The organism is Pseudonocardia xinjiangensis (assembly GCF_012911925.1).
In the GTDB taxonomy this organism is placed as follows: Bacteria; Actinomycetota; Actinomycetes; order Mycobacteriales; family Pseudonocardiaceae; genus Pseudonocardia; species Pseudonocardia xinjiangensis.
In genome coordinates this window covers 1-19,538 of sequence record NZ_JAAXKY010000143.1, presented here as the reverse complement: position 1 = coordinate 19,538, position 19,538 = coordinate 1, and the positions used below count along the sequence as shown (strand labels likewise).

20 protein-coding genes are annotated in these 19,538 nt (G+C 74.2%); 16 read left to right on the top strand and 4 right to left on the bottom strand.

Translation table 11 applies throughout. The annotated features are described in order from the left end of the window. The 5 genes from HF577_RS30255 to HF577_RS30235 all read left to right on the top strand — a co-directional run. Window positions 1–1,123: 8-amino-7-oxononanoate synthase (locus HF577_RS30255; RefSeq protein WP_169399400.1), on the top strand; the 1,123-nt coding region annotated here is incomplete at its 5' end. Further along, a complete protein-coding gene (gene bioD, locus HF577_RS30250) occupies window positions 1,120–1,827 on the top strand; it encodes a dethiobiotin synthase (protein ID WP_169399399.1) in 708 nt (235 codons plus the stop codon). The genes HF577_RS30255 and bioD, both read left to right, overlap by 4 nt. After that, window positions 1,806–2,831 carry a biotin synthase BioB gene (gene bioB / locus HF577_RS30245; RefSeq protein WP_169399398.1) on the top strand — a complete coding sequence of 342 codons (1,026 nt, stop codon included), beginning with the start codon at window positions 1,806–1,808 and terminating at the stop codon, window positions 2,829–2,831. The genes bioD and bioB overlap by 22 nt, the downstream gene beginning before the upstream one ends. 5 nt (window positions 2,832–2,836) lie before the next feature. Then, window positions 2,837–3,034 (top strand): biotin synthase auxiliary protein BsaP, encoded by a 198-nt coding sequence (gene bsaP, locus HF577_RS30240; RefSeq protein ID WP_211175060.1) that lies wholly within the window; start codon window positions 2,837–2,839, stop codon window positions 3,032–3,034. A gap of 182 nt (window positions 3,035–3,216) precedes the next feature. After that, window positions 3,217–3,708, top strand: coding sequence for a type II toxin-antitoxin system PemK/MazF family toxin (locus tag HF577_RS30235; protein WP_169399397.1), 492 nt, complete (start codon window positions 3,217–3,219; stop codon window positions 3,706–3,708). A 104-nt stretch (window positions 3,709–3,812) separates the two neighbouring features. Here HF577_RS30235 and HF577_RS30230 read toward each other — a convergent pair whose 3' ends face one another. Next, entirely contained in the window at window positions 3,813–4,490 is a 678-nt protein-coding gene (locus tag HF577_RS30230) for an LON peptidase substrate-binding domain-containing protein (RefSeq protein ID WP_169399396.1), read from the bottom strand. Between the two features lie 4 nt (window positions 4,491–4,494). Next, window positions 4,495–5,193, bottom strand: coding sequence for an NUDIX hydrolase (locus tag HF577_RS30225; RefSeq protein ID WP_169399395.1), 699 nt, complete (start codon window positions 5,191–5,193; stop codon window positions 4,495–4,497). A 166-nt stretch (window positions 5,194–5,359) separates the two neighbouring features. On the opposite strand from HF577_RS30225, the gene nadA reads away from it, so the two are divergent. From nadA to nadC, 3 genes are read left to right on the top strand one after another with little or no spacing between them, the layout of a single operon-like run. After that, a complete protein-coding gene (gene nadA / locus HF577_RS30220; protein ID WP_169399394.1) occupies window positions 5,360–6,367 on the top strand; it encodes a quinolinate synthase NadA in 1,008 nt (335 codons plus the stop codon). Next, window positions 6,364–8,022 (top strand): L-aspartate oxidase, encoded by a 1,659-nt coding sequence (locus tag HF577_RS30215; RefSeq protein WP_169399393.1) that lies wholly within the window; start codon window positions 6,364–6,366, stop codon window positions 8,020–8,022. Before nadA ends, HF577_RS30215 begins: the two co-directional genes overlap by 4 nt. Next, window positions 8,019–8,885: a carboxylating nicotinate-nucleotide diphosphorylase gene (gene nadC, locus HF577_RS30210; RefSeq protein WP_169399392.1), complete on the top strand. Its 867-nt coding sequence runs from the start codon at window positions 8,019–8,021 to the stop codon at window positions 8,883–8,885. The genes HF577_RS30215 and nadC overlap by 4 nt, the downstream gene beginning before the upstream one ends. Before the next feature lie 185 nt (window positions 8,886–9,070). Here the strand turns inward: nadC and HF577_RS30205 are convergent, their stop codons facing one another. After that, the gene (locus HF577_RS30205; RefSeq protein ID WP_169399391.1) at window positions 9,071–10,249 is read right to left on the bottom strand and encodes a macrolide family glycosyltransferase; all 1,179 of its coding nucleotides are present in this window, start codon (window positions 10,247–10,249) and stop codon (window positions 9,071–9,073) included. 98 nt (window positions 10,250–10,347) lie between these two features. Here HF577_RS30205 and hisD point away from each other — a divergent pair, with 98 nt between their 5' ends. The 3 genes from hisD to hisB are packed head-to-tail and all read left to right on the top strand — an operon-like array spanning window position 10,348 to window position 13,393. Then, the gene (gene hisD / locus HF577_RS30200) at window positions 10,348–11,667 is read left to right on the top strand and encodes a histidinol dehydrogenase (RefSeq protein ID WP_169399390.1); all 1,320 of its coding nucleotides are present in this window, start codon (window positions 10,348–10,350) and stop codon (window positions 11,665–11,667) included. Then, entirely contained in the window at window positions 11,664–12,794 is a 1,131-nt protein-coding gene (locus HF577_RS30195; RefSeq protein WP_169399389.1) for a histidinol-phosphate transaminase, read from the top strand. The genes hisD and HF577_RS30195 overlap by 4 nt, the downstream gene beginning before the upstream one ends. Then, a complete protein-coding gene (hisB, locus tag HF577_RS30190; protein ID WP_169399388.1) occupies window positions 12,791–13,393 on the top strand; it encodes an imidazoleglycerol-phosphate dehydratase HisB in 603 nt (200 codons plus the stop codon). Before HF577_RS30195 ends, hisB begins: the two co-directional genes overlap by 4 nt. Window positions 13,394–13,426: 33 nt before the next feature. On the opposite strand, the gene HF577_RS30185 is transcribed toward hisB, so the two are convergent. After that, window positions 13,427–14,773 (bottom strand): MFS transporter, encoded by a 1,347-nt coding sequence (locus HF577_RS30185; RefSeq protein WP_169399387.1) that lies wholly within the window; start codon window positions 14,771–14,773, stop codon window positions 13,427–13,429. A 61-nt stretch (window positions 14,774–14,834) separates the two neighbouring features. Here HF577_RS30185 and hisH point away from each other — a divergent pair, with 61 nt between their 5' ends. The 5 genes from hisH (at window position 14,835) to hisI (ending at window position 19,266) form a co-directional block, all read left to right on the top strand. Continuing rightward, on the top strand, window positions 14,835–15,470 hold the full coding sequence (gene hisH / locus HF577_RS30180) for an imidazole glycerol phosphate synthase subunit HisH (protein ID WP_169399386.1): 636 nt from the start codon (window positions 14,835–14,837) through the stop codon (window positions 15,468–15,470). 245 nt (window positions 15,471–15,715) lie between these two features. Next, window positions 15,716–17,290 (top strand): GMC family oxidoreductase, encoded by a 1,575-nt coding sequence (locus HF577_RS30175; protein ID WP_169399385.1) that lies wholly within the window; start codon window positions 15,716–15,718, stop codon window positions 17,288–17,290. A 62-nt stretch (window positions 17,291–17,352) separates the two neighbouring features. Next, window positions 17,353–18,123 carry a bifunctional 1-(5-phosphoribosyl)-5-((5-phosphoribosylamino)methylideneamino)imidazole-4-carboxamide isomerase/phosphoribosylanthranilate isomerase PriA gene (gene priA / locus HF577_RS30170; RefSeq protein ID WP_169399384.1) on the top strand — a complete coding sequence of 257 codons (771 nt, stop codon included), beginning with the start codon at window positions 17,353–17,355 and terminating at the stop codon, window positions 18,121–18,123. Between the two features lies 1 nt (window position 18,124). Then, window positions 18,125–18,898: an imidazole glycerol phosphate synthase subunit HisF gene (hisF, locus tag HF577_RS30165; protein ID WP_169399383.1), complete on the top strand. Its 774-nt coding sequence runs from the start codon at window positions 18,125–18,127 to the stop codon at window positions 18,896–18,898. Then, complete coding sequence (gene hisI, locus HF577_RS30160; RefSeq protein WP_169399382.1) at window positions 18,895–19,266, top strand: phosphoribosyl-AMP cyclohydrolase; 372 nt, start codon at window positions 18,895–18,897, stop codon at window positions 19,264–19,266. Before hisF ends, hisI begins: the two co-directional genes overlap by 4 nt. The last annotated feature ends 272 nt before the right edge of the window (window positions 19,267–19,538 follow it).

Below are 19,538 nucleotides of genomic sequence, written 5' to 3'. Positions count from 1 at the left end.
GGCCTGGCTCGATCCGCACGCCGCCGGCCGGCGGGAGGCCGGGCTCCGCCGGGAACTGCGCCCGCGTGGCGTCGCCGACGGCCTGCTCGACCTCGCCGGCAACGACTACCTCGGGCTCACCGGCGACCCGCGGGTGGTCGAGGGGGCCGTCAGCGCGGTACGGACGTGGGGGGCGGGCTCGACCGGGTCCCGTCTGGTCACCGGCACCACGGCGCTGCACGCCGAGCTGGAGCGCGAGCTCGCGGACTTCTGCGGGGCCCAGTCCTGCCTCGTGTTCTCCTCCGGCTACGCCGCGAACCTCGGGGTGCTGACGGCGCTGTCGGGTCCGGGAGCGCTGATCGTCTCCGACGCCGCGAACCACGCCTCGCTCGTGGACGCCTGCCGGCTGTCGCGCGCCCGCATCGCGGTCGTCCCGCGCGACGATCCCGCCGCCGTCGACGCGGTGCTCGCGGCCCGGACCGAGCCGCGGGCGCTCGTCGTCACCGAGAGCGTCAACAGCGTCGACGGCGGGCTCGCCCCGGTCCGGGAGCTGCATGCCGTCTGCCGGGAACGGGGCGCCCTGCTCGTGGTGGACGAGGCACACGGACTCGGCGTGGTCGGTCCCGGCGGCCGGGGGCTGCTCACCGCCGTCGGCCTGGCCGGAGCGGACGACGTGGTCGTCACCGTGACGCTGTCGAAGGCGCTGGGCAGCCAGGGTGGCGCTGTGCTCGGGCCGGCCGCGGTCACCGAGCACCTGGTGGATACGGCCCGCTCGTTCATCTTCGACACCGGCCTCGCGCCCGCGTCCGTCGGTGCCGCGCTGGCGGCGGTAAAGGTGCTGCGGGCCGAACCGGACCGGCCGCTCGCCGTGCTGCGGGCCGCAGCGGAGCTGGCCGCGGCAGCAGGGGTGCCCGCACCCCCGTCGGCGGTGGTGTCGGTGGTGCTCGGAGACCCGGAGCGGGCAGTCGGCGCCGCGCGCGCCTGCGCCGCCCGCGGGGTGCGGGTCGGCTGCTTCCGCCCGCCGTCGGTGCCGGAGGGGACGAGCCGGTTGCGGTTGACGGCCAGGGCGACCCTCACCGCGGAGGACACCGCGCTGGTCCGCGCCGTCCTGGCCGAGGTGCTGGCCCCGGCGGCGGCCCGATGACCGGCGGACGGGTCCTCGTCGTCAGTGGGACGGGAACCGGGGTCGGCAAGACCGTCGTCACCGCGGCGGTGGCCGCGCTCGCCCGCGCGCGCAGGGAGCGGGTGGCCGTGCTGAAGCCGGCCCAGACCGGCGTCGGGCCCGACGAGCCGGGGGACCTCGCCGACGTGGCCCGGCTCGTCCCCGGCATCACGCCCCGCGAGCTGGCGCGCTATCCCGACCCCCTCGCGCCCGCCACGGCCGCCCGCCGGGCCGGCGCTGCGCCCGTCACGCCGAAGGAGGCTGCCGAGGCGGCGCGGGAGCTGGCCGCCGGTCACGATCTCGTGCTCGTGGAGGGTGCGGGCGGGCTGCTGGTCAGGTTCGACGACGACGGCGGCACGCTCGCCGACACCGCCGCCGCGCTCGACGTCCCGGTGCTGGTGGTGGCCACTGCCGGTCTCGGCACGCTCAACCACACCGCGCTCACCGTAGAGGCGCTGCGGGCCCGCGGCCTGACCTGCCCGGGGGTGGTGGTCGGGGCCTGGCCCGCCGACCCCGACCTGGCCGCCGTCTGCAACCTGGTCGATCTCCCCGCCGTCACCGGGGTGCCGCTCCTCGGCGCGATGCCCGACGGGGCGGGCGCGCTACCGGCCGAGGAGTTCGCGGTCGCCGCCCGCCACGGGCTGGGCGCGGCGCTGGGTGGCGAATGGCAGACTGCACACCCGTGACGACGACCGAGACCGGCATCCTGGCCACCGCGCGCACGCAGGTGCTGGAGGAGGGCATCGGCCTGTCCGAGGCGCAGGTCCTCGACGTGCTGCGGCTGCCCGACGACGCGCTCGACGACCTCCTCGAACTCGCCCACCAGGTGCGGATGCGGTGGTGCGGCCCGGAGGTGGAGGTCGAGGGGATCATCTCGCTCAAGACGGGCGGCTGCCCCGAGGACTGCCACTTCTGCTCCCAGTCGGGACTGTTCGACTCACCGGTGCGCTCGGCGTGGCTCGACGTCCCGTCGCTCGTCGAGGCGGCCAAGCAGACCGCCAAGACGGGTGCCACGGAGTTCTGCATCGTCGCGGCCGTCCGCGGTCCGGACGCCCGGCTGATGGCGCAGGTCGCGGCGGGTATCGCGGCGATCAAGGACGAGATCGACATCAACATCGCCTGCTCGCTGGGGATGCTCACCCCCGAGCAGGTCGACGAGCTCGCCGCGATGGGCGTCCACCGCTACAACCACAACCTCGAGACCGCGCGCTCGCACTTCACGAACGTGGTCACCACGCACACGTGGGAGGAGCGCTGGGAGACGCTACGACTCGTGCGCGAGGCCGGCATGGAGGTGTGCTGCGGCGGGATCCTCGGGATGGGGGAGAGCCTGGAGCAGCGTGCCGAGTTCTCGGCGCAGCTCGCGACGCTGACCCCCGACGAGGTACCGCTCAACTTCCTCAACCCGCGTCCCGGCACCCCGTTCGGCGATCTCGAGCCGATGGCCGGCCCGGACGCCCTGCGTACGGTCGCGGCGTTCCGGCTGGCGTTGCCGCGCACGGTGCTCCGGTTCGCCGGGGGCCGGGAGATCACCCTCGGCGACCTCGGCGCGCGCAAGGGGCTGCTCGGCGGGATCAACGCGGTGATCGTCGGCAACTACCTGACCACGCTCGGACGCCCTGCCGAGTCCGACATCGACCTGCTCGGCGAGCTCCAGATGCCGATCAAGGCCCTGAACGAGACGCTGTGACGGCCTTGGTGTTCTGCGACCAGTGCGGCGAGCCGTCCGACGAGGGCGACCACCCGCGCTGCGCGGGCCGCCGTAAGCTCGAGCCACCGCGGTTCTGCCCCGACTGCGCCCGCCGCATGGTGGTGCAGGTGACGCCCATCGGCTGGACCGCGCGCTGCAGCCGCCACGGCGAGCGCCGCAGCGCCGACCCTCTCCGCGCCTGACTCCGCCGATGCCCGGTGGACCGATCTGACGCGCTCGACGTCAGGACCAGGTGAGCCTTGCGGGGGATTTCGGCGGTTTCGGGCGGCCTGTGGACGTAGCCAGGCCACGATGCGGTACCGAATTCGGTTGATCATGACGAGACCCTACGGACACCGGACGCGTTGTCGTCCATGCTGTCGCCATGGCGAACTGGAGAGGTGCCCTGCGGCAGGCCACGAAGATCGGTATCGACCTGTTGTCACCCGGCAGGCAGGAGCCGCCCCCTCCGCCGAGAGTGCCGGCCCGCAGCGCATCCTCCCTGGATCGGGCGCGCACGATCATCTACTCGCCCGACCCCGACGGCACCGCCGACCCCGGCGAGATCGTGTGGGCCTGGGTCCCGTTCGAGGAGGACGACGGGCGGGGCAAGGACCGGCCGCTCCTGGTCGTCGGCCGCCAGGGTGGTGAGCTCGTCGGCCTGATGTTGTCGAGCCAGGCCGACCGTGCCGGTGACTGGGACTGGATCTCCATCGGATCCGGCTCGTGGGACCGCGAGGGCCGGGAGTCGTTCGTCCGGCTCGACCGGGTCCTCGAGATCGGCGAGCACGACATCCGCCGGGAGGGCGCCATCCTGGACCGCCGTCGCTTCGAGACCGTCGCGGCGGAGCTGCGCACGCGCTTCGGCTGGCGCTGACCGGGATCACGAACCTGCGCGCGCGAGGTGGGCGACTCGCGGGTGCGGAACGGGCGACTCGCGGACGGAATGCGGGCGACTCGCGGGGCTCGCGGGTGGGGCGGTCAGTTGGCGCTGGTCTCCACCGCGAAGGTGTTGATGGGGGCGGGGACGGCGCGGAGCTGGCTCAGCAGGCCGGTCTCGCGGGCCAGCAGGGCGCGCACCATGCGTAGGCGCTCGACGGGGGAGGTCTGCTCCAGGAGGCTCTGGCGGTCGCCGATGGGGAGCAGGCAGTCGGCCGCGAGCACGTGGGGGAGGGTGTCGGGCTCCAGGTCGGCATCGGGCTCGGACCAGTCGCCGGTCTTCCACGCGGTGTCGCAGTAGCGGCGATGGGCGGCACGGGCGGCGGCGGTGAGCATCTGCGTCATGCCGTCGGCGACGGGCGCCTCGGTGTCGGGCAGGAACTCCACCGACCCCATCAGGTAGGGCTTCGACTCCTCGTCCACGTCGAGCAGCCGGAACCGCCGTGCCCCGCGCGTGACGAGATCGAACCGCCCGTCGGGCAGGCGGCGGACATCGCGCAGCTCCGCCGTGCAGCCGACGGTGTGCAGGCCAGCGATGCCGTCCTCGTCGGGTGCCCAGCCTTCCCGGACCGCCACGACCCCGAACTCCTTGTCGGGGACCGCGCCGGTCACGAGATCGACTGTGAGCTGGCGGTACCGGGGCTCGAAGATGTGCAGCGGCAGCGAGGCCCCGGGCATCAGCACCGTGCCCAACGGGAACAGCGGGAGCGTCTCGGCCACTCGACTACGGTACGGCGCCGCGCAGTTGCTCGCTCGGCGGCCGTAGTACCGCAAAGGCGTCGGTCACGCGGAGTGTCCGGTCGGTGAACCGGAACAGCGCCGCGGGACGTCCGCCCGCCGGACCGGGTGGGGAGACCTCGCCGGTCGGCTCCAGCAGCCCGCGCCGGGTGAGCACCCGCTGCAGGTTGGTGGCGGACACGGGGTGGCCGAGCGCGGCGGCGTAGAGATCGCGCAGCGCGGAGATCGTGAACTCCCGCGGGGCGAGCGCGAACCCGAGGTTCGTGTAGGACAGCTTCGCCCGCAGCCGGTCGTGGGCCGCCTCGACGATCGCGGCGTGGTCGAACGCCGTCGGGGGCAGCGCGGTGAGCGGGTGCCACGCGGTGTCGGCGGGGACCGCGGGGTCGCTGTCGGACGGCACGAGCCCGAGGAACGCGGTCGCGATCAGGCGCGGGCCGGGCACGCGGTCGGGGTGGCTGAACACGGATATCTGCTCGACGTGGGTCACCTCGCGGACGTCGACCTTCTCCGCGAGCTGTCGCCGGACCGACCGCTCGACGTCCTCGTCGTCCCCGAGCCGGCCGCCGGGCAGCGCCCACCGGCCCGAGTCGGGCGGCAGGGCCCGCTGCCAGGCCAGCACCTGGAGCGAGTCCGCTCGAATCTGCAGTACCGCCGCCAGCACCTCGTGCTCGGTGGGGCGGGTCATGCGCGGATCGTAGGCGCCGGGGCCGTGACGGTGTGTCGGGGCACGTGAACGGCCGGTTGCCGTGCGGTGAGTTCCCGGTCACGAGAACGGTGTGCCGGCCTGAACCCGCTGCTACCATCGCCGCTGTTTGCGACTGATAGTCGAAAACAGGAGATGGAGGGACACCGTGACGCTCACCGAGGTCACCGCCTCGCCGACCGAGGCACCGACACCGGACGCGGGGTGGGCGGACGAGGTCCGCGAGCTGGCCCGCCGCCGGAATGCCGTGCTGCTGGCGCACAACTACCAGCTCCCGGCGATCCAGGACGTGGCCGACCACACCGGCGACTCGCTGGCGCTGTCGCGGATCGCCGCCGAGTCCGACGCCTCGACGATCGTCTTCTGCGGCGTCCACTTCATGGCCGAGACGGCCAAGATCCTGGCTCCGGACAAGACCGTCCTGATCCCGGACGCGCGCGCCGGGTGTTCGCTGGCCGACTCGATCACCGCCGACCAGCTGCGGGAGTGGAAGGCCGAGCATCCCGGCGCGGTCGTCGTCTCCTACGTCAACACCACCGCAGCGGTGAAGGCCGAGACCGACGTCTGCTGCACCTCTTCCAACGCGGTGGAGGTCGTGGAGTCGATCCCGGCGGACCGCGAGGTGCTGTTCCTGCCCGACCAGTTCCTCGGAGCCCACGTCCGGCGCGTCACCGGCCGGACGAACATGCACGTCTGGGCGGGGGAGTGCCACGTCCACGCCGGGATCAGCGGGCCGGCGCTCACCGCCCAGGTCGAGGCGCACCCCGACGCCGAGCTGTTCGTCCATCCCGAGTGCGGCTGTGCCACCTCGGCGCTCTACCTCGCCGGTGCCGGCGCGGTGCCCGAGGACCGGGTCAAGATCCTCTCCACCGGCGGCATGCTCGACGCGGCCCGCGCGAGCACCGCCGCCAGCGTGCTCGTGGCCACCGAGGTCGGCATGCTCCACCAGCTGCGCAAGGCGGCGCCCGAGATCGACTTCCGCGCCGTCAACGAGCGCGCCTCCTGCCGCTACATGAAGATGATCACCCCGGAGAAGCTGCTCCGGTCCCTGCGTGAGGGCACCGACGAGGTGCACGTCGACCCCGATCTGGCCGCCCGCGGCCGGGCCGCCGTCCAGCGGATGATCGCGATCGGCCAGCCGGGGGGCGCGGAGTGAGCGCGGCGCTCTGGGAGGCCACCGCCGACCTCGTCGTCGTCGGGTCCGGCGTCGCCGGCCTCACCGCGGCGCTGGACGCCACCGAGCTCGGGCTGCGCGTCGTCGTCGTGACGAAGGACGCCGCCGACGCCGGGTCCACCCGGTGGGCGCAGGGCGGGGTCGCCGTGGTGGTCGGTGACGTGCCCGGCGACACCGTCGACGCCCACGTCACCGACACCCTCGTCGCGGGCGCCGGCCTGTCCGACGCCCCGGCGGTGCGGGAGATCATCGCGGACGGCCCGGGCGCCGTCGCGCGGCTGCGGGCGAGGGGCGCCGTCTTCGACCCGGGCGGCGACGGCAGGCTCGCCCGCGCCCGGGAGGGCGGCCACTCTGCCTTCCGCGTGGTGCACGCCGGCGGCGACGCGACGGGTGCGGAGATCGAGCGGGCACTGGTGACCGCGGTCTCCGACCGGCGGCTGCCGCTGCTCACCGCGCACGTCGCGGTGGACGTCCTGCTCGACGAGTGCGGCTCGGTCGCGGGCCTCTCCGTGCTGGACGACGCCGGTCGGCCCGGGCTGCTGCAGGCGCCCGCCGTGCTGCTGGCCACGGGGGGGTACGGGCAGCTCTACGCGAGCAGCACCAACCCGGGGACGGCCACCGGGGACGGCGTCGCGCTCGCGCTGCGGGCCGGAGCGACCGCGGCGGACCTGGAGTTCGTGCAGTTCCACCCCACCGCGCTCTACACGCCGGGGGTGCAGGCGGGGCCGAGCATCAGGACCCAGGGGCTGCAGCTGACGTCGAGCATCAGGAGAGCTCCCGCCGTCGGCAGGCTCCCGCTGGTGACCGAAGCCGTACGCGGGGAGGGTGCGGTGCTGCTCGACCGGGCGGGGCGGCGCTTCATGACGGCGGTGCATCCGCTCGCCGATCTGGCCCCGCGCGATGTGGTGGCCGCGGCGATCACCCGCACGCTCGCCGAGACCGGTGCCGACTGCGTCCATCTCGACGCCACGGCGATCCCGCACTTCGCCCGGCGCTTCCCGACCGTCCACGCCGCCTGCCTGGCCGTGGGGGTCGATCCGGTGCGGGAACCGATCCCGGTGACGCCGGCCGCGCACTACGCGTGCGGCGGGGTGGTCACCGATCTCGACGGGCGGACCACCGTCCCGGGGCTGTACGCCGCGGGCGAGGTGGCCCGCACCGGCCTGCACGGAGCCAACCGGCTGGCGTCCAACAGCCTGCTCGAGGGGCTCGTGCTCGGTGCGCGCGCCGCCCGCGCCGTCGCCGCCGACCGCCCGGTCCCGCGCGCCGCGAATGCCGCGCTGCCGGTGCCGTCCCCCGCGGTGGCGTTCGCGCCGCGTCCGGTGGTGCAGCGAGCGATGACCGGTGCGGCGGGGATCGGGCGTGACGCCGCAGGGCTCGCCGCCGCGTCGGACGCCGTGGAGGCGGCCACGGCGCTCGGGGTGCCCGTGGACCGGGCCGGGGTGGAGGACGCCGCGCTGACCCTGCTTGCGCAGGCCGTGCTCGCGGCCGCCGGGCACCGCACCGAGAGCCGCGGCTGCCACGTGCGCACCGACTTCCCGGAGCGCGACGACGTGTGGCAGCGGACGAGCCTGGTGGTCGGGCTCGACCGGTCGGGTCGACCGACCGTGCAGGAGGAGACGGCGGTGGCGGCATGACCGTGACGATCGAGGCACCCGACCGGGACGACCTGCGTCGCGTCGTCGGGATCGCGCTGGAGGAGGACCTGCGCTACGGCCCGGACGCGACCACGGCGGCCACGGTCCCGGCCGACGCCGTGGCCGTCGCCGCCTTCACCGCACGCCGGCCGGGGGTGCTGGCCGGGATTCCGGCCGTGCTCGCGGTCCTCGACACGGTCCTGGCTTCACCCGGCGCCGTCGAGGTGCTCGACGCGAGAGCCGACGGTGACCGCCTCGATGCGGGCGACGTCGCCCTCACTGTCCGGGCGCCGGTGCGCGGGATGCTCACCGCGGAGCGCACGGCACTGAACCTGCTGTGCCACCTCTCGGGCGTGGCCACCGCGACGGCGGCCTGGGTGGACGCCGTGGCGGGCACGAACGCCCGCATCCGCGACACCCGCAAGACGATGCCGGGGCTGCGGCTGCTGGAGAAGTACGCGGTGCGCTGCGGCGGCGGGGTGAACCACCGCCTCGGCCTCGGTGACGCGGTGCTGATCAAGGACAACCACGTCGCCGCCGCCGGTTCGGTCGGCGCGGCGCTGGCTGCGGCCCGTGAGCACGCTCCCGACCTGCCGTGCGAGGTGGAGGTCGACACCCTGGAACAGCTCGACGAGGTGCTCGCGCTCGGCGCGGAGCTGGTGCTGCTGGACAACTTCTCCGTGGAGCTCACGCGGGAGGCGGTGCGGCGCCGGGGTGACCTGCCGACGCGGCTGGAGTCGTCCGGGGGGCTGGTGCTCGCGAACGCGCGGGAGTACGCCGAGACCGGGGTGGACTACATCGCCGTCGGGGCGCTGACCCACTCGGTCACGGCGCTGGACATCGGGCTCGACCTGCGGCCCTGACGCCGGGCTGCACCGGGGCGACTCGCGCGCCCGAAACGGGCGACTCGCGGGCTCGAAACGGGCGACTCGCGGGTCGGGAACGGGCGACTCGCGGGTCGGGAACGGGCGACTCGCGGGTCGGGAACGGGCGACTCGCGGGTCGGGAACGGGCGACTCGCGGGGTGTGCGGCGCAGGGGGGCCGGGGTCAGGTCGCCGCGGCCTCGAGCACGTCCGCGGCGGCGGGGGCGCCACCCGCCGCCCTGGCCAGCGCGCCCATCCGGGCGCAGGCCGCGCGGTAGGCCGGGTCGGAGACGACGGTGTCGACGGCCTTGGCCAGCGCGCCGGGGGTGGCGTCCGCGGGATCGAGTTGGACGCCGAGGCCCAGCTCGGCCACCCGGTCGGCGGTGGCCTCCTGCTCCACCATCTGCGGGACCACCACCATGGGCACTCCGTGGAAGATCGCCTCCATCGTGCTGCCCATCCCGCCGTGGGTGACGAACGCGGCGGCGTGTTCCAGCACCCGCAGCTGGGGCACGTGGGATGCGAGCACGATGTTGTTGTCCGGGACGGCGGGGAAGTCGGCCGCGCCGAGCCGCCTCCCGTGGTTGACCAGCACCGGGCGGTCGCTGTGCGCGAACGCCTCCAGGCAGGCCCGGAAGAACTCCTTGCGCTCGTTGAACGCGGTGCCCAGCGACACGTAGACCCCCGGCGTGGTCTTCCACGCCGACAGGTCGAACCCGTCGGCGGGCTCGGGACGGCCCAGCGCCGGGCCGACGAAGTGCACGGTGTCGCCGAGCGCTTCGTGGAACGGGTGGAACTCGGCGGGCATGAAGACCACGGTCGGGAGCGTGTGCCCCCAGATCAGGGAGGCGGGGTCTGCCACCCGGACGCCGTAGCGGTCGGCGGCCGCGGCCAGCCGGGTGGTGTCGACCGGTGGCGGCCCGGCGTTCCCCGCGGCGGGGAAGCGCCGGGTGACCGGGGACTGCGGTCCGGGCGGGTAGGACGCCGACAGCTGCACCGCCCTGGCCGACCGTGCCGCGACGAGCAGCGTGCCCCAGATCGAGAAGTTCTCGCCCACGACGAGGTCGGGGCGCTGCCGGTCGTACAGGTCGAGGAGCAGGGGAGCCACCTGTTCCGCGGTGGCCGTGAGCTGTTGCATCAGTGCGGCCAGATGGCCCTCGACGGCCTCGCCCGGCTTCGGCGGCTGGAAGGGCGGGGCGGGGTACTCGACCAGCTCGGCCCCGGTGGCCGCCACGGTGTCCCGGAACTGGTCGGGCAGCAGGTAGGTGACCTGGTGTCCGCGGGCCACCAGCTCCGTCGCCACCGCGAGGGTGGGGTTCACGTGGCCGTGGCCGGGCATCGGCAGGAACAGGAAGCGGCTCACGAGGCACCGGACAAGATCGTCACGCGCGGTGAGAGTACGCCCGGCGGCGGGTCCGCCTCCCCGGCCCGGTGACGAAGCCGCCCCCGTACTCTGGCACCATGCTCCGCCGACTCGACCTGCGTGCCGCCCCCCTGCCCCGCACCGCCGACCTGCGCGGCCTCCTGCCGCGTGCCGACGTCGACGTGGACGCGGTGCTGCACCAGGTGCGCCCGATCGTCGACGCGGTGCGCGAGCGCGGGGTCGAGGCCGCGCTGGAGTTCGCCGAGCAGTTCGAGAAGGTGCGCCCGTCCGGGGTCCGGGTGCCGGTGCAGACGCTCAACGGGGCGCTGGCCGCGCTCGACCCGTCGGTGCGCACCGCGCTGGAGACCTCGATCGAGCGGGCCCGGAAGGTGCACGACGAGCAGCGCCGCGCCGACATCGTCACCGGCGTGGTGCCCGGGGGCACCGTCACCGAGCGGTTCGTGCCGGTGCGCCGGGTCGGTCTGTACGCGCCCGGCGGCCTCGCCGTCTACCCGTCGAGCGTGGTCATGAACGTGGTTCCGGCGCAGGCCGCCGGCGTCGAGTCGCTGGTGGTGGCATCGCCGCCGCAGGCCGAGCACGGCGGGCTGCCGCACCCCACCATCCTCGCCGCGGCCGCGCTGCTCGGCGTCGAGGAGGTGTGGGCGGTCGGCGGGGCGCAGGCCGTGGCGCTGCTGGCCTACGGCGGCACCGACACCGACGGCGCCGAGCTCGCGCCCGTCGACATGGTCACCGGGCCGGGCAACGTCTACGTCACCGCCGCCAAGCGGCTGCTGCGCGGCTTCATCGGGATCGACGCCGAGGCCGGCCCCACCGAGATCGCCGTCCTCGCCGACCACACGGCCGACCCGGTGCACGTGGCCGCCGACCTGATCAGCCAGGCCGAGCACGACCCGAACGCGGCGTCGGTGCTGGTCACCACCTCGCCCGCTCTCGCCGACGCCGTCGACGCCGAGCTGGGGCGGCAGGTGCCCCAGACCAAGCACACCGAGCGGATCCGCACCGCGCTCACCGGCCCGCAGTCCGGAGCCGTCCTGGTCGACGGCCTCGCCAACGGCATCACGGTCGTCGACGCCTACGCCGCCGAGCACCTGGAGATCCAGACCGAGGACGCGCGCTCCGTCGCGCTCCAGGTCCGCAACGCGGGCGCGATCTTCGTCGGCCCCTACGCCCCGGTGTCGCTCGGCGACTACTGCGCGGGCTCCAACCACGTGCTGCCCACCGGCGGCTGCGCCCGCCACTCCGCGGGCCTGTCGGTGCAGACGTTCCTGCGCGGCGTGCACATCGTCGAGTACACCGAGGACGCGCTGCGCGACGTGGCCGACCAGGTGGTCACGCTCGCCACCGCCGAGGACCTGCCCGCGCACGGTCAGGCCGTCACGGCGAGGTTCGCCCCGTGACCGCGCTCCTCCCCGCGGTGGGCGCCGAGGTCTCCCTCGACGACCTGCCGCTGCGTGAAGACCTGCGCGGCCGCAGCCCCTACGGCGCACCGCAGCTCGACGTGGCCGTGCGGCTCAACACCAACGAGAACCCGTACCCGCCGCCGCCCGAGCTGGTCACCGACGTCACCGAGGCCGCCCACATCGTCGCGGCCGAGCTGCACCGCTACCCCGACCGGGACGCCCTCGCGCTGCGCACCGATCTCGCCGCCTACCTGACCAGCGCCACCGGCGTCACGCTCGGTGCCACCAACGTCTGGGCCGCCAACGGCTCCAACGAGATCCTGCAGCAGATCATGCAGGCGTTCGGCGGGCCGGGGCGCACGGCCGTGGGCTTCGAACCCTCGTACTCGATGCACCCGATCATCGCCGCGGGCACGCGCACCGAGTGGCTGCCCGCCCCGCGCCGCGACGACTTCTCCGTCGACATCCGGGCCGCGGCGGCGGCACTGCGCGAGTACGCCCCCGACCTGACGTTCCTCACCAGCCCGAACAACCCCACCGGCCAGTCGCTGGAGCCGGCCGAGCTGGCCGCCCTGATCGACGCCGCCCCGGGGATGGTGGTGGTCGACGAGGCCTACGCGGAGTTCTCCGACCGCCCCAGCGCGATCACGCTGCTGGCCACGCACGGCCACAAGCTGATCGTCTCGCGCACGATGAGCAAGGCGTTCGCGTTCGCCGGCGGCCGGCTGGGCTACCTGGCGGCCGCTCCCGCCGTCGTCGACGCGTTGCAGCTGGTGCGGCTGCCCTACCACCTCTCGTCGCTCACGCAGGCCGCGGCGCGGGCGTCGCTGCGGCACGCCGACGCCACGCTCGCCACGGTGGCGCTCCTGCGCGCCGAGCGCGACCGCGTGGTGGCCGACCTCGCCGCCACCGGCTTCGACGTCGTGCCGAGCGACGCCAACTTCGTCCTGTTCGGCCGGTTCGCCGACGCCCCGCGCGCCTGGCGGGCCTTCCTCGACCGCGGAGTCCTCATCCGCGACGTCGGTATCCGCGAGCGGTTGCGTGTCACGATCGGCACGCCCGAGGAGAACGACGCGTTCCTGCAGATCGCAGCGGACGTGGTGGAGCAGGAGTTGCGGACATGACCAGCAGGATCGGCCGCGTGGAGCGGGTCACCAAGGAGTCGAAGGTCCTCGTCGAGATCAACCTCGACGGCACCGGCACCACCGATATCGCGACCGGAGTCCCGTTCTTCGACCACATGCTCGACGCGCTGGGCAAGCACGGGGCGTTCGACCTCACGGTCCACGCCCAGGGGGACGTGGAGCTGGACGCCCACCACACGGTGGAGGACGTCGCGATCGTGCTCGGGCAGGCGATCCGGCAGGCGCTGGGTGACAAGAAGGGCATCCGCCGCTTCGGCGACGCCTGGATCCCGATGGACGAGGCGCTCGCGCAGGCCGTGGTCGACGTGTCGGGCCGCCCGTACACCGTGCACACCGGCGAGCCCGACGTGATGCAGGGCTTCGTCGTGGGCGGTCACTACCCGACGGTGCTCAACCGGCACGTCTTCGAGTCGCTGGCCTTCCACGGCCATCTCGCCCTGCACATCCGGGTGCTCGATGGCCGCGACCCGCACCACATCACGGAGGCCGAGTTCAAGGCGGTCGCCCGGGCACTGCGGGCCGCAGTGGAACCGGACGCGCGGCTCACCGGGATCGCGTCCACGAAGGGCACGCTCTGACCCGCACGCTCTGATCTCGTCCCGGCGGCCGGCTCAGGCGGGCGCCATGCCTGCCCGGCGGGCCGCGAGCACCGCGGCCAGCGCCGGCACCGCGGCCACCGCGGTGCCGGCGGCGAAGGCCACGGCGCCGGAGCCGACGAGCGCGGCGAACAACGCTCCGGTCAGCGCGAGGACGACCGCGGCGAACAGGGCGTCGGCGATCTGCAGCGCCGAGCTGTTGGCGCCCTGCTCCCCGGGAGCGGACAGCTCGAGCGTCAGCACCGACAGCGTCGGGTAGGCGAGCCCCATGCCGAGCCCCGCAGCGGCCCATCCGAGGACCCCGACGGCCACCGGCACGGCGGGCAGCACGGTCGCCCCGGCGGTGAGGACACCGACCCCCACGAGAGCCGTGCCGCACCGCAACAGCGTGGTGCGCGACGGCGCGCGGTGGCGGCCCTGGAACCAGGAACCGGCCGACCACGTCACGGCGGCCGCGGTCAGGACCAGACCGGACACGGTGGGCGACAGGCCCCGCTCGCGGGAGAGCAGCAGCGGGAGGAACGCCTCCTCGGCCAGGAACGCGGCCGAGAGCAGGCCGCGCACCGCGATCACCGCGGGCAGCCCGCGGCGGGCGAGCAGCGCCCCGGCCGGCAACAGCGCGGGGGCCGCCACGGCGACCGCGACCACCGCTCCGGCGCCGAGCACCACGGCGAGCGTCCCGTCGAGCTGACCGGCCTGGTAGAGCGCTCCCGCTCCGATCGCCGCGACGACCGCCCAGCCGACGCGCCGCCACCGGTGGCCACCCGCGCCCGCCTGGCCGGCCAGCCCACGCAGGGCCGGCTCCACCAGCAGTGCCGCGGGCACGGCCAGCACCGCCGCGAGCAGGAACACCCAGCGCCAGCCGACGGTCTCGACCAGCAGGCCGGCCAGCGGCGGCCCGACGACCGCGGGCAGGACCCACGCGGCGGCGAAGGCGGCGAACATCCGAGGGTGCAGCCCGGGCGGGACGGCCCGGGCGACCACCACGTAGAGCGCCACCGAGAACAGCCCCGACCCCAGTCCCTGCACCGCCCGGCCCACGGCGAGGACCGGCATCGCCGGCGCCAGCCCGGCCACGAGCAGGCCCCCCACGAACGCGGCGACGCCCACCCGCATCGCGGCGCCGGGCCCTCGCGCGTCGCTCCACACCCCGGCGAGCACCATTCCGACCACGCTCGTGGCCAGCGGCAACCCGAACGCGAGTGCGTAGGCGGCGAGCCCGTCGAGCGCGACGGCGACGGTCGGCATCGCCGTCGCCACGGCGATCGCCTCGAACGCGCCGAGCGACACGAGCGCGACGGATCCGACGGTGAGCGTGCGCAACCGTCCGCTGAGGAGGCCGGGGGCGGCTGCGGTCGTCATGCGCAGAGGGTGCAACTTCGACCGGGGTCGAGGTCAATCGAGTTGCCGCTATCCTGGCCGGGTGTCACGGATCGTCGTGCTGGACTACGGGTCGGGCAACCTCCGCTCAGCCGAGCGCGCGCTGCAGCGGGTCGGTGCCGACGTCACGGTCACGGCCGACGCCGACGCCGCGATGGAGGCCGACGGCCTCGTCGTGCCCGGGGTGGGCGCCTTCGCGGCCTGCATGAGCGGCCTGAGCGCCGTCAACGGCCCGCGGATCATCGAGCGCCGCCTCGCCGGTGGGCGTCCGGTGCTGGGCATCTGCGTGGGGATGCAGGTGCTGTTCGACCTCGGCGTGGAGTGGGGGGACCGCACCACCGGCTGCGGGCAGTGGCCCGGCACCGTCGAGCGGATCAAGGCCGACGTGCTGCCGCACATGGGCTGGAACACCGTGCGCGCGCCCGTGGGCTCCACCCTGTTCGCCGGCCTCGACGCCGACACCCGCTTCTACTTCGTGCACTCCTTCGGGGTGCGGCGCTGGGAGATGGAGGAGTCGGAGGTGCTCCGGCCGCCCCTGGTCACCTGGGCCCACCACGGTGAGGACTTCGTCGCCGCCGTGGAGAACGGCGCACTGGCCGCCACCCAGTTCCACCCGGAGAAGTCGGGTGACGCGGGTGCCGCCGTCCTGCGCAACTGGCTGCGCGACGTCGTCGGCTGATCTCTCGTTCCCGATCCGGCTTCGTCCGCGGAATGTGAACGATTTGATCCGGTTGTCGGTTGTCGGTGATCCGGTGCGCGGCCGACTGGTGGCCAAAGAAATGGCGAGTTGCTAGATTCCTCGCAAGGAGTCTCGGTACTCGGGCTGTTTGCCCAGGTGACGGCCGTGATCGGATTCGGCGGTGTGGTGCTTCCGGTTCTGTTCGGATCGGCTCTGGTGAATTCGGCGACCCGTGGAGACCGGCGATGGAATCGTTCGACTACGTGATCGTCGGTGCCGGCAGCGCTGGTTGCGTGCTGGCCAACCGGTTGTCCGAGAACAGCGCCATCCGCGTGTTGTTGCTGGAGGCGGGCGGTTCGGACGACGTTCCCGAGGTGCATATTCCGGCCGCGTTCCTCGGAATGCTCAAGGGTGAGCGGGACTGGGGCTATGCGTCCGTTCCCCAGGCCCGCACCGGCCGTTCCGTGTACGTGCCACGAGGACGGATGCTGGGCGGCTGCTCGTCGATGAACGCCATGATGTACATCCGGGGCAACCCCGCCGACTACGACAGGTGGCTCGACCACTTCGGCGCGCGGGGCTGGGGCTGGAGCGACGTGCTGCCCTACTTCATCCGGTCGGAGGGGAACGCGCGGCTGTCCGGGCCGCTGCACGGCTCGGACGGCCCGCTGCTGGTGCAGGACCAGATCTTCGTCCACGACCTGTCGCGGGCGTGGATCGACGCCGCCGTCGAGTGGGGCCTGCCCGCCAACGACGACTTCAACGGTCCCTCGCAGCTCGGCGCCGGGAAGTACCAGCTGACGTGCCGGGACGGCAGGCGCTGGTCCGTGGCCGACGCCTACCTGCATCCCGTCACGGATCGGCCCAACCTGACCGTCCTCACCGGCAGCACGGTGGACCGCGTCCAGGTGCGGGACGGGCGCGCGGTGGGCGTGACCTACCGCGCCGACGGGATCGACCACGTCGCCCAGGCGGAGGAGGAGGTGCTGCTCTGCGCGGGGGTCATCGCCTCGCCCCAGCTGCTCATGCTCTCCGGCATCGGCCCGGCCGACGATCTGCGCGACCACGGCATCCCGGTGGTCCTCGATGCCCCCGGCGTGGGCGCCGGGCTGCAGGACCACCCGGCCGTCCCGCTGGTCTGGACCACCCGGGGTACCACCGACTTCCGGGATCTCGCCGCCACCGAGGACGCCGCGCTGCAGTGGCAGCGGGACCGCCGGGGGCCGCTCACCTCGGTGGTCGGCGACGTCGCGATGTTCTTCGCCACCGACGGAGCCGCGGCGCCGAACATCCAGGTGTTCGCCGCCGCCACCTCGTACTGGCACGACGGTTTCGGCTACGCCGACGTGCCGTGCTGCGCCGCCGCCGTCGCCCTGGTCGATCCCGCCAGCCGCGGACGGCTGCGGCTGCGCTCGGCCGACCCGTCCGCCAAGCCGGTCATCGACTTCGCCTTCTACGAGGAGCAGTCCGACCTGGACGCGATGGTGACCGGGCTGCGGACCCTGGTCGACGTGGCCCGCATGCCGTCGTTGGCGCCGTCCATCTCGGGGCCGTACCTGCCGGCGAACGCCGTGCCCGACCGGTCGGTGCTGCTCGACCTCGTCCGGTCGCGGACCCAGACGATGTACCACCCGGTCGGGACGTGCGCGATGGGCACTGCCGACGCGGCGGTGGTGGACCCCGAGCTGCGGGTGCGCGGAGTCGACCGGCTCCGGGTGGTCGACGCCTCGGTGATGCCGGCGATCGTGCGGGGCAACACCAACGCTCCCGTCGTCATGATCGCGGAGAAGGCCGCCGACATGATCCTCGTGGGTGACTGACCACCGCCGCCCCGTGTGTATTGCGGGCCGGGGCCGGAGACGTCACCGGTAGGCTTCCTGGCGTGAGTTTCACGCTGCTTCCCGCCGTCGACGTCGCCGACGGCCAGGCCGTGCGGCTGGTGCAGGGCGAGGCCGGCACCGCCACCGGTTACGGCGCCCCGCGGGATGCCGCGCTGCAGTGGCAGAACGACGGCGCGGAGTGGATCCACCTCGTCGACCTCGACGCCGCGTTCGGCCGCGGCTCCAACGCCGAGCTGCTGGCCGCCGTCGTCGGCGAGCTGGACGTGGCGGTGGAGCTGTCGGGCGGCATCCGCGACGACGCGTCGCTCGAGCGCGCCCTGTCCACCGGCTGTGCCCGGGTGAACCTGGGCACCGCGGCGCTGGAGAACCCCGACTGGTGCGCCAGCGCCCTCGCGGCCCACGGCGACCGGATCGCGGTCGGCCTCGACGTCCGGATCACCGCTGCAGGCCACCGGCTCGCCGCCCGCGGCTGGACCACCGACGGCGGTGACCTCTGGGAGGTGCTGGAGCGGCTCGACCGCGACGGCTGCTCCCGCTACGTCGTCACCGACGTGAGCAAGGACGGCACGCTGCGCGGGCCCAACATCGACCTGCTGCGCGACGTCGCGGCCGCCACGAAGGCCCCGGTCATCGCCTCCGGCGGGATCGCCGAGGTCTCCGACCTGGTCGCGCTGGCCGAGGTGGCCGCCACCGGCGTCAACATCGAGGGGTCGATCGTCGGCAAGGCGCTCTACGCCGGGCGTTTCACGCTTCCCGAGGCGCTGGCCGCGGTGCGCGCGGTCGACGCTGCTGCGGGACGGGCGGCCGGTTGAGATGGGCGTCGCCGTTCGCGTCATCCCCTGCCTGGACGTCGACGCCGGCCGGGTGGTGAAGGGCGTCAACTTCGCCGACCTCCGCGACGCGGGCGACCCGGTGGAGATGGCCCGCGTCTACGACGCCGAGGGCGCCGACGAGCTCACGTTCCTCGACGTCACGGCGTCGTCGGGGGAGCGTGCCACCATGCTCGACGTGGTGCGCCGCACCGCGGAGCAGGTGTTCATCCCGCTCACCGTCGGCGGCGGCATCCGCGCCACCGACGACGTCGACACGCTGCTGCGGGCCGGGGCTGACAAGGTCAGCATCAACACCGCGGCGATCGCCCGCCCGGAGCTGCTCCACGAGGCCAGCCGCCGGTTCGGGGCGCAGTGCATCGTGCTCTCCGTCGACGCCCGCACGGTGCCCGAGGGCAGCGCACCGACCCCATCGGGCTGGGAGGTCACCACCCACGGGGGGCGCCGGGGCACCGGCATCGACGCCGTCGAGTGGGCCGCCCGCGGCCAGGAGCTCGGTGTCGGCGAGATCCTGCTCAACTCGATGGACGCCGACGGCACCCGGGCGGGCTTCGACCTGGCCATGATCGCCGCGGTGCGCAAGGTGGTGGACGTGCCGGTGATCGCCAGCGGTGGAGCGGGCGCCGTCGAGCACTTCCTGCCAGCCGTGCGGGCGGGAGCCGACGCCGTGCTCGCCGCCAGCGTCTTCCACTTCGGACAGCTGCGCATCAAGGACGTCAAGGACGGCCTGCGCGAGGGGCAGGTGGAGGTGCGATGACGGCACGCGTGCGGGAGTCCGCCCTCGACCCGGCGATCGCGGCCCGGCTCAAGCGCACCCCCGACGGGCTGGTGTGCGCCATCGCGCAGCAACACGGCACCGGCGAGGTGCTGATGGTGGCCTGGATGGACGACGAGGCGCTGCACCGCACCCTCACCACCGGCCGCGCCACCTACTGGTCGCGCTCCCGCGAGGAGTACTGGGTGAAGGGCGCCACCTCCGGCCACGTCCAGCAGGTGCACGAGGTGCGCCTGGACTGTGACGGCGACGCCGTGCTGGTGGTCGTCGACCAGACCGGGGCGGCGTGCCACACGGGCGAGCGGACGTGCTTCGACGCCGACGTCCTGCTGACGAGCAACGGCGCCTGACCGGCCCCGCCCGCCCCCCTCGTCCTCGCAGACCCGGCCTGTTCCTCGCAGAGCCCGCAGCATCTGCGAGGAACACACCCGGTCTGCGAGGAGGCGCCGGGCCACTGCCGGTTCGCCCGACTTCGCCCGCCCGGCAGCCGGGCGACTCGCGGGGCGGAGCCGGGCGACTCGCGCGCCAAATCCGGGCGACTCGCGGGGCGGATTCGGGCGACTCGCGGGGCACTGCTGGGCGACTCGCGGGGCACGGCCGGGCGACTCGCCGGGCGCGGACG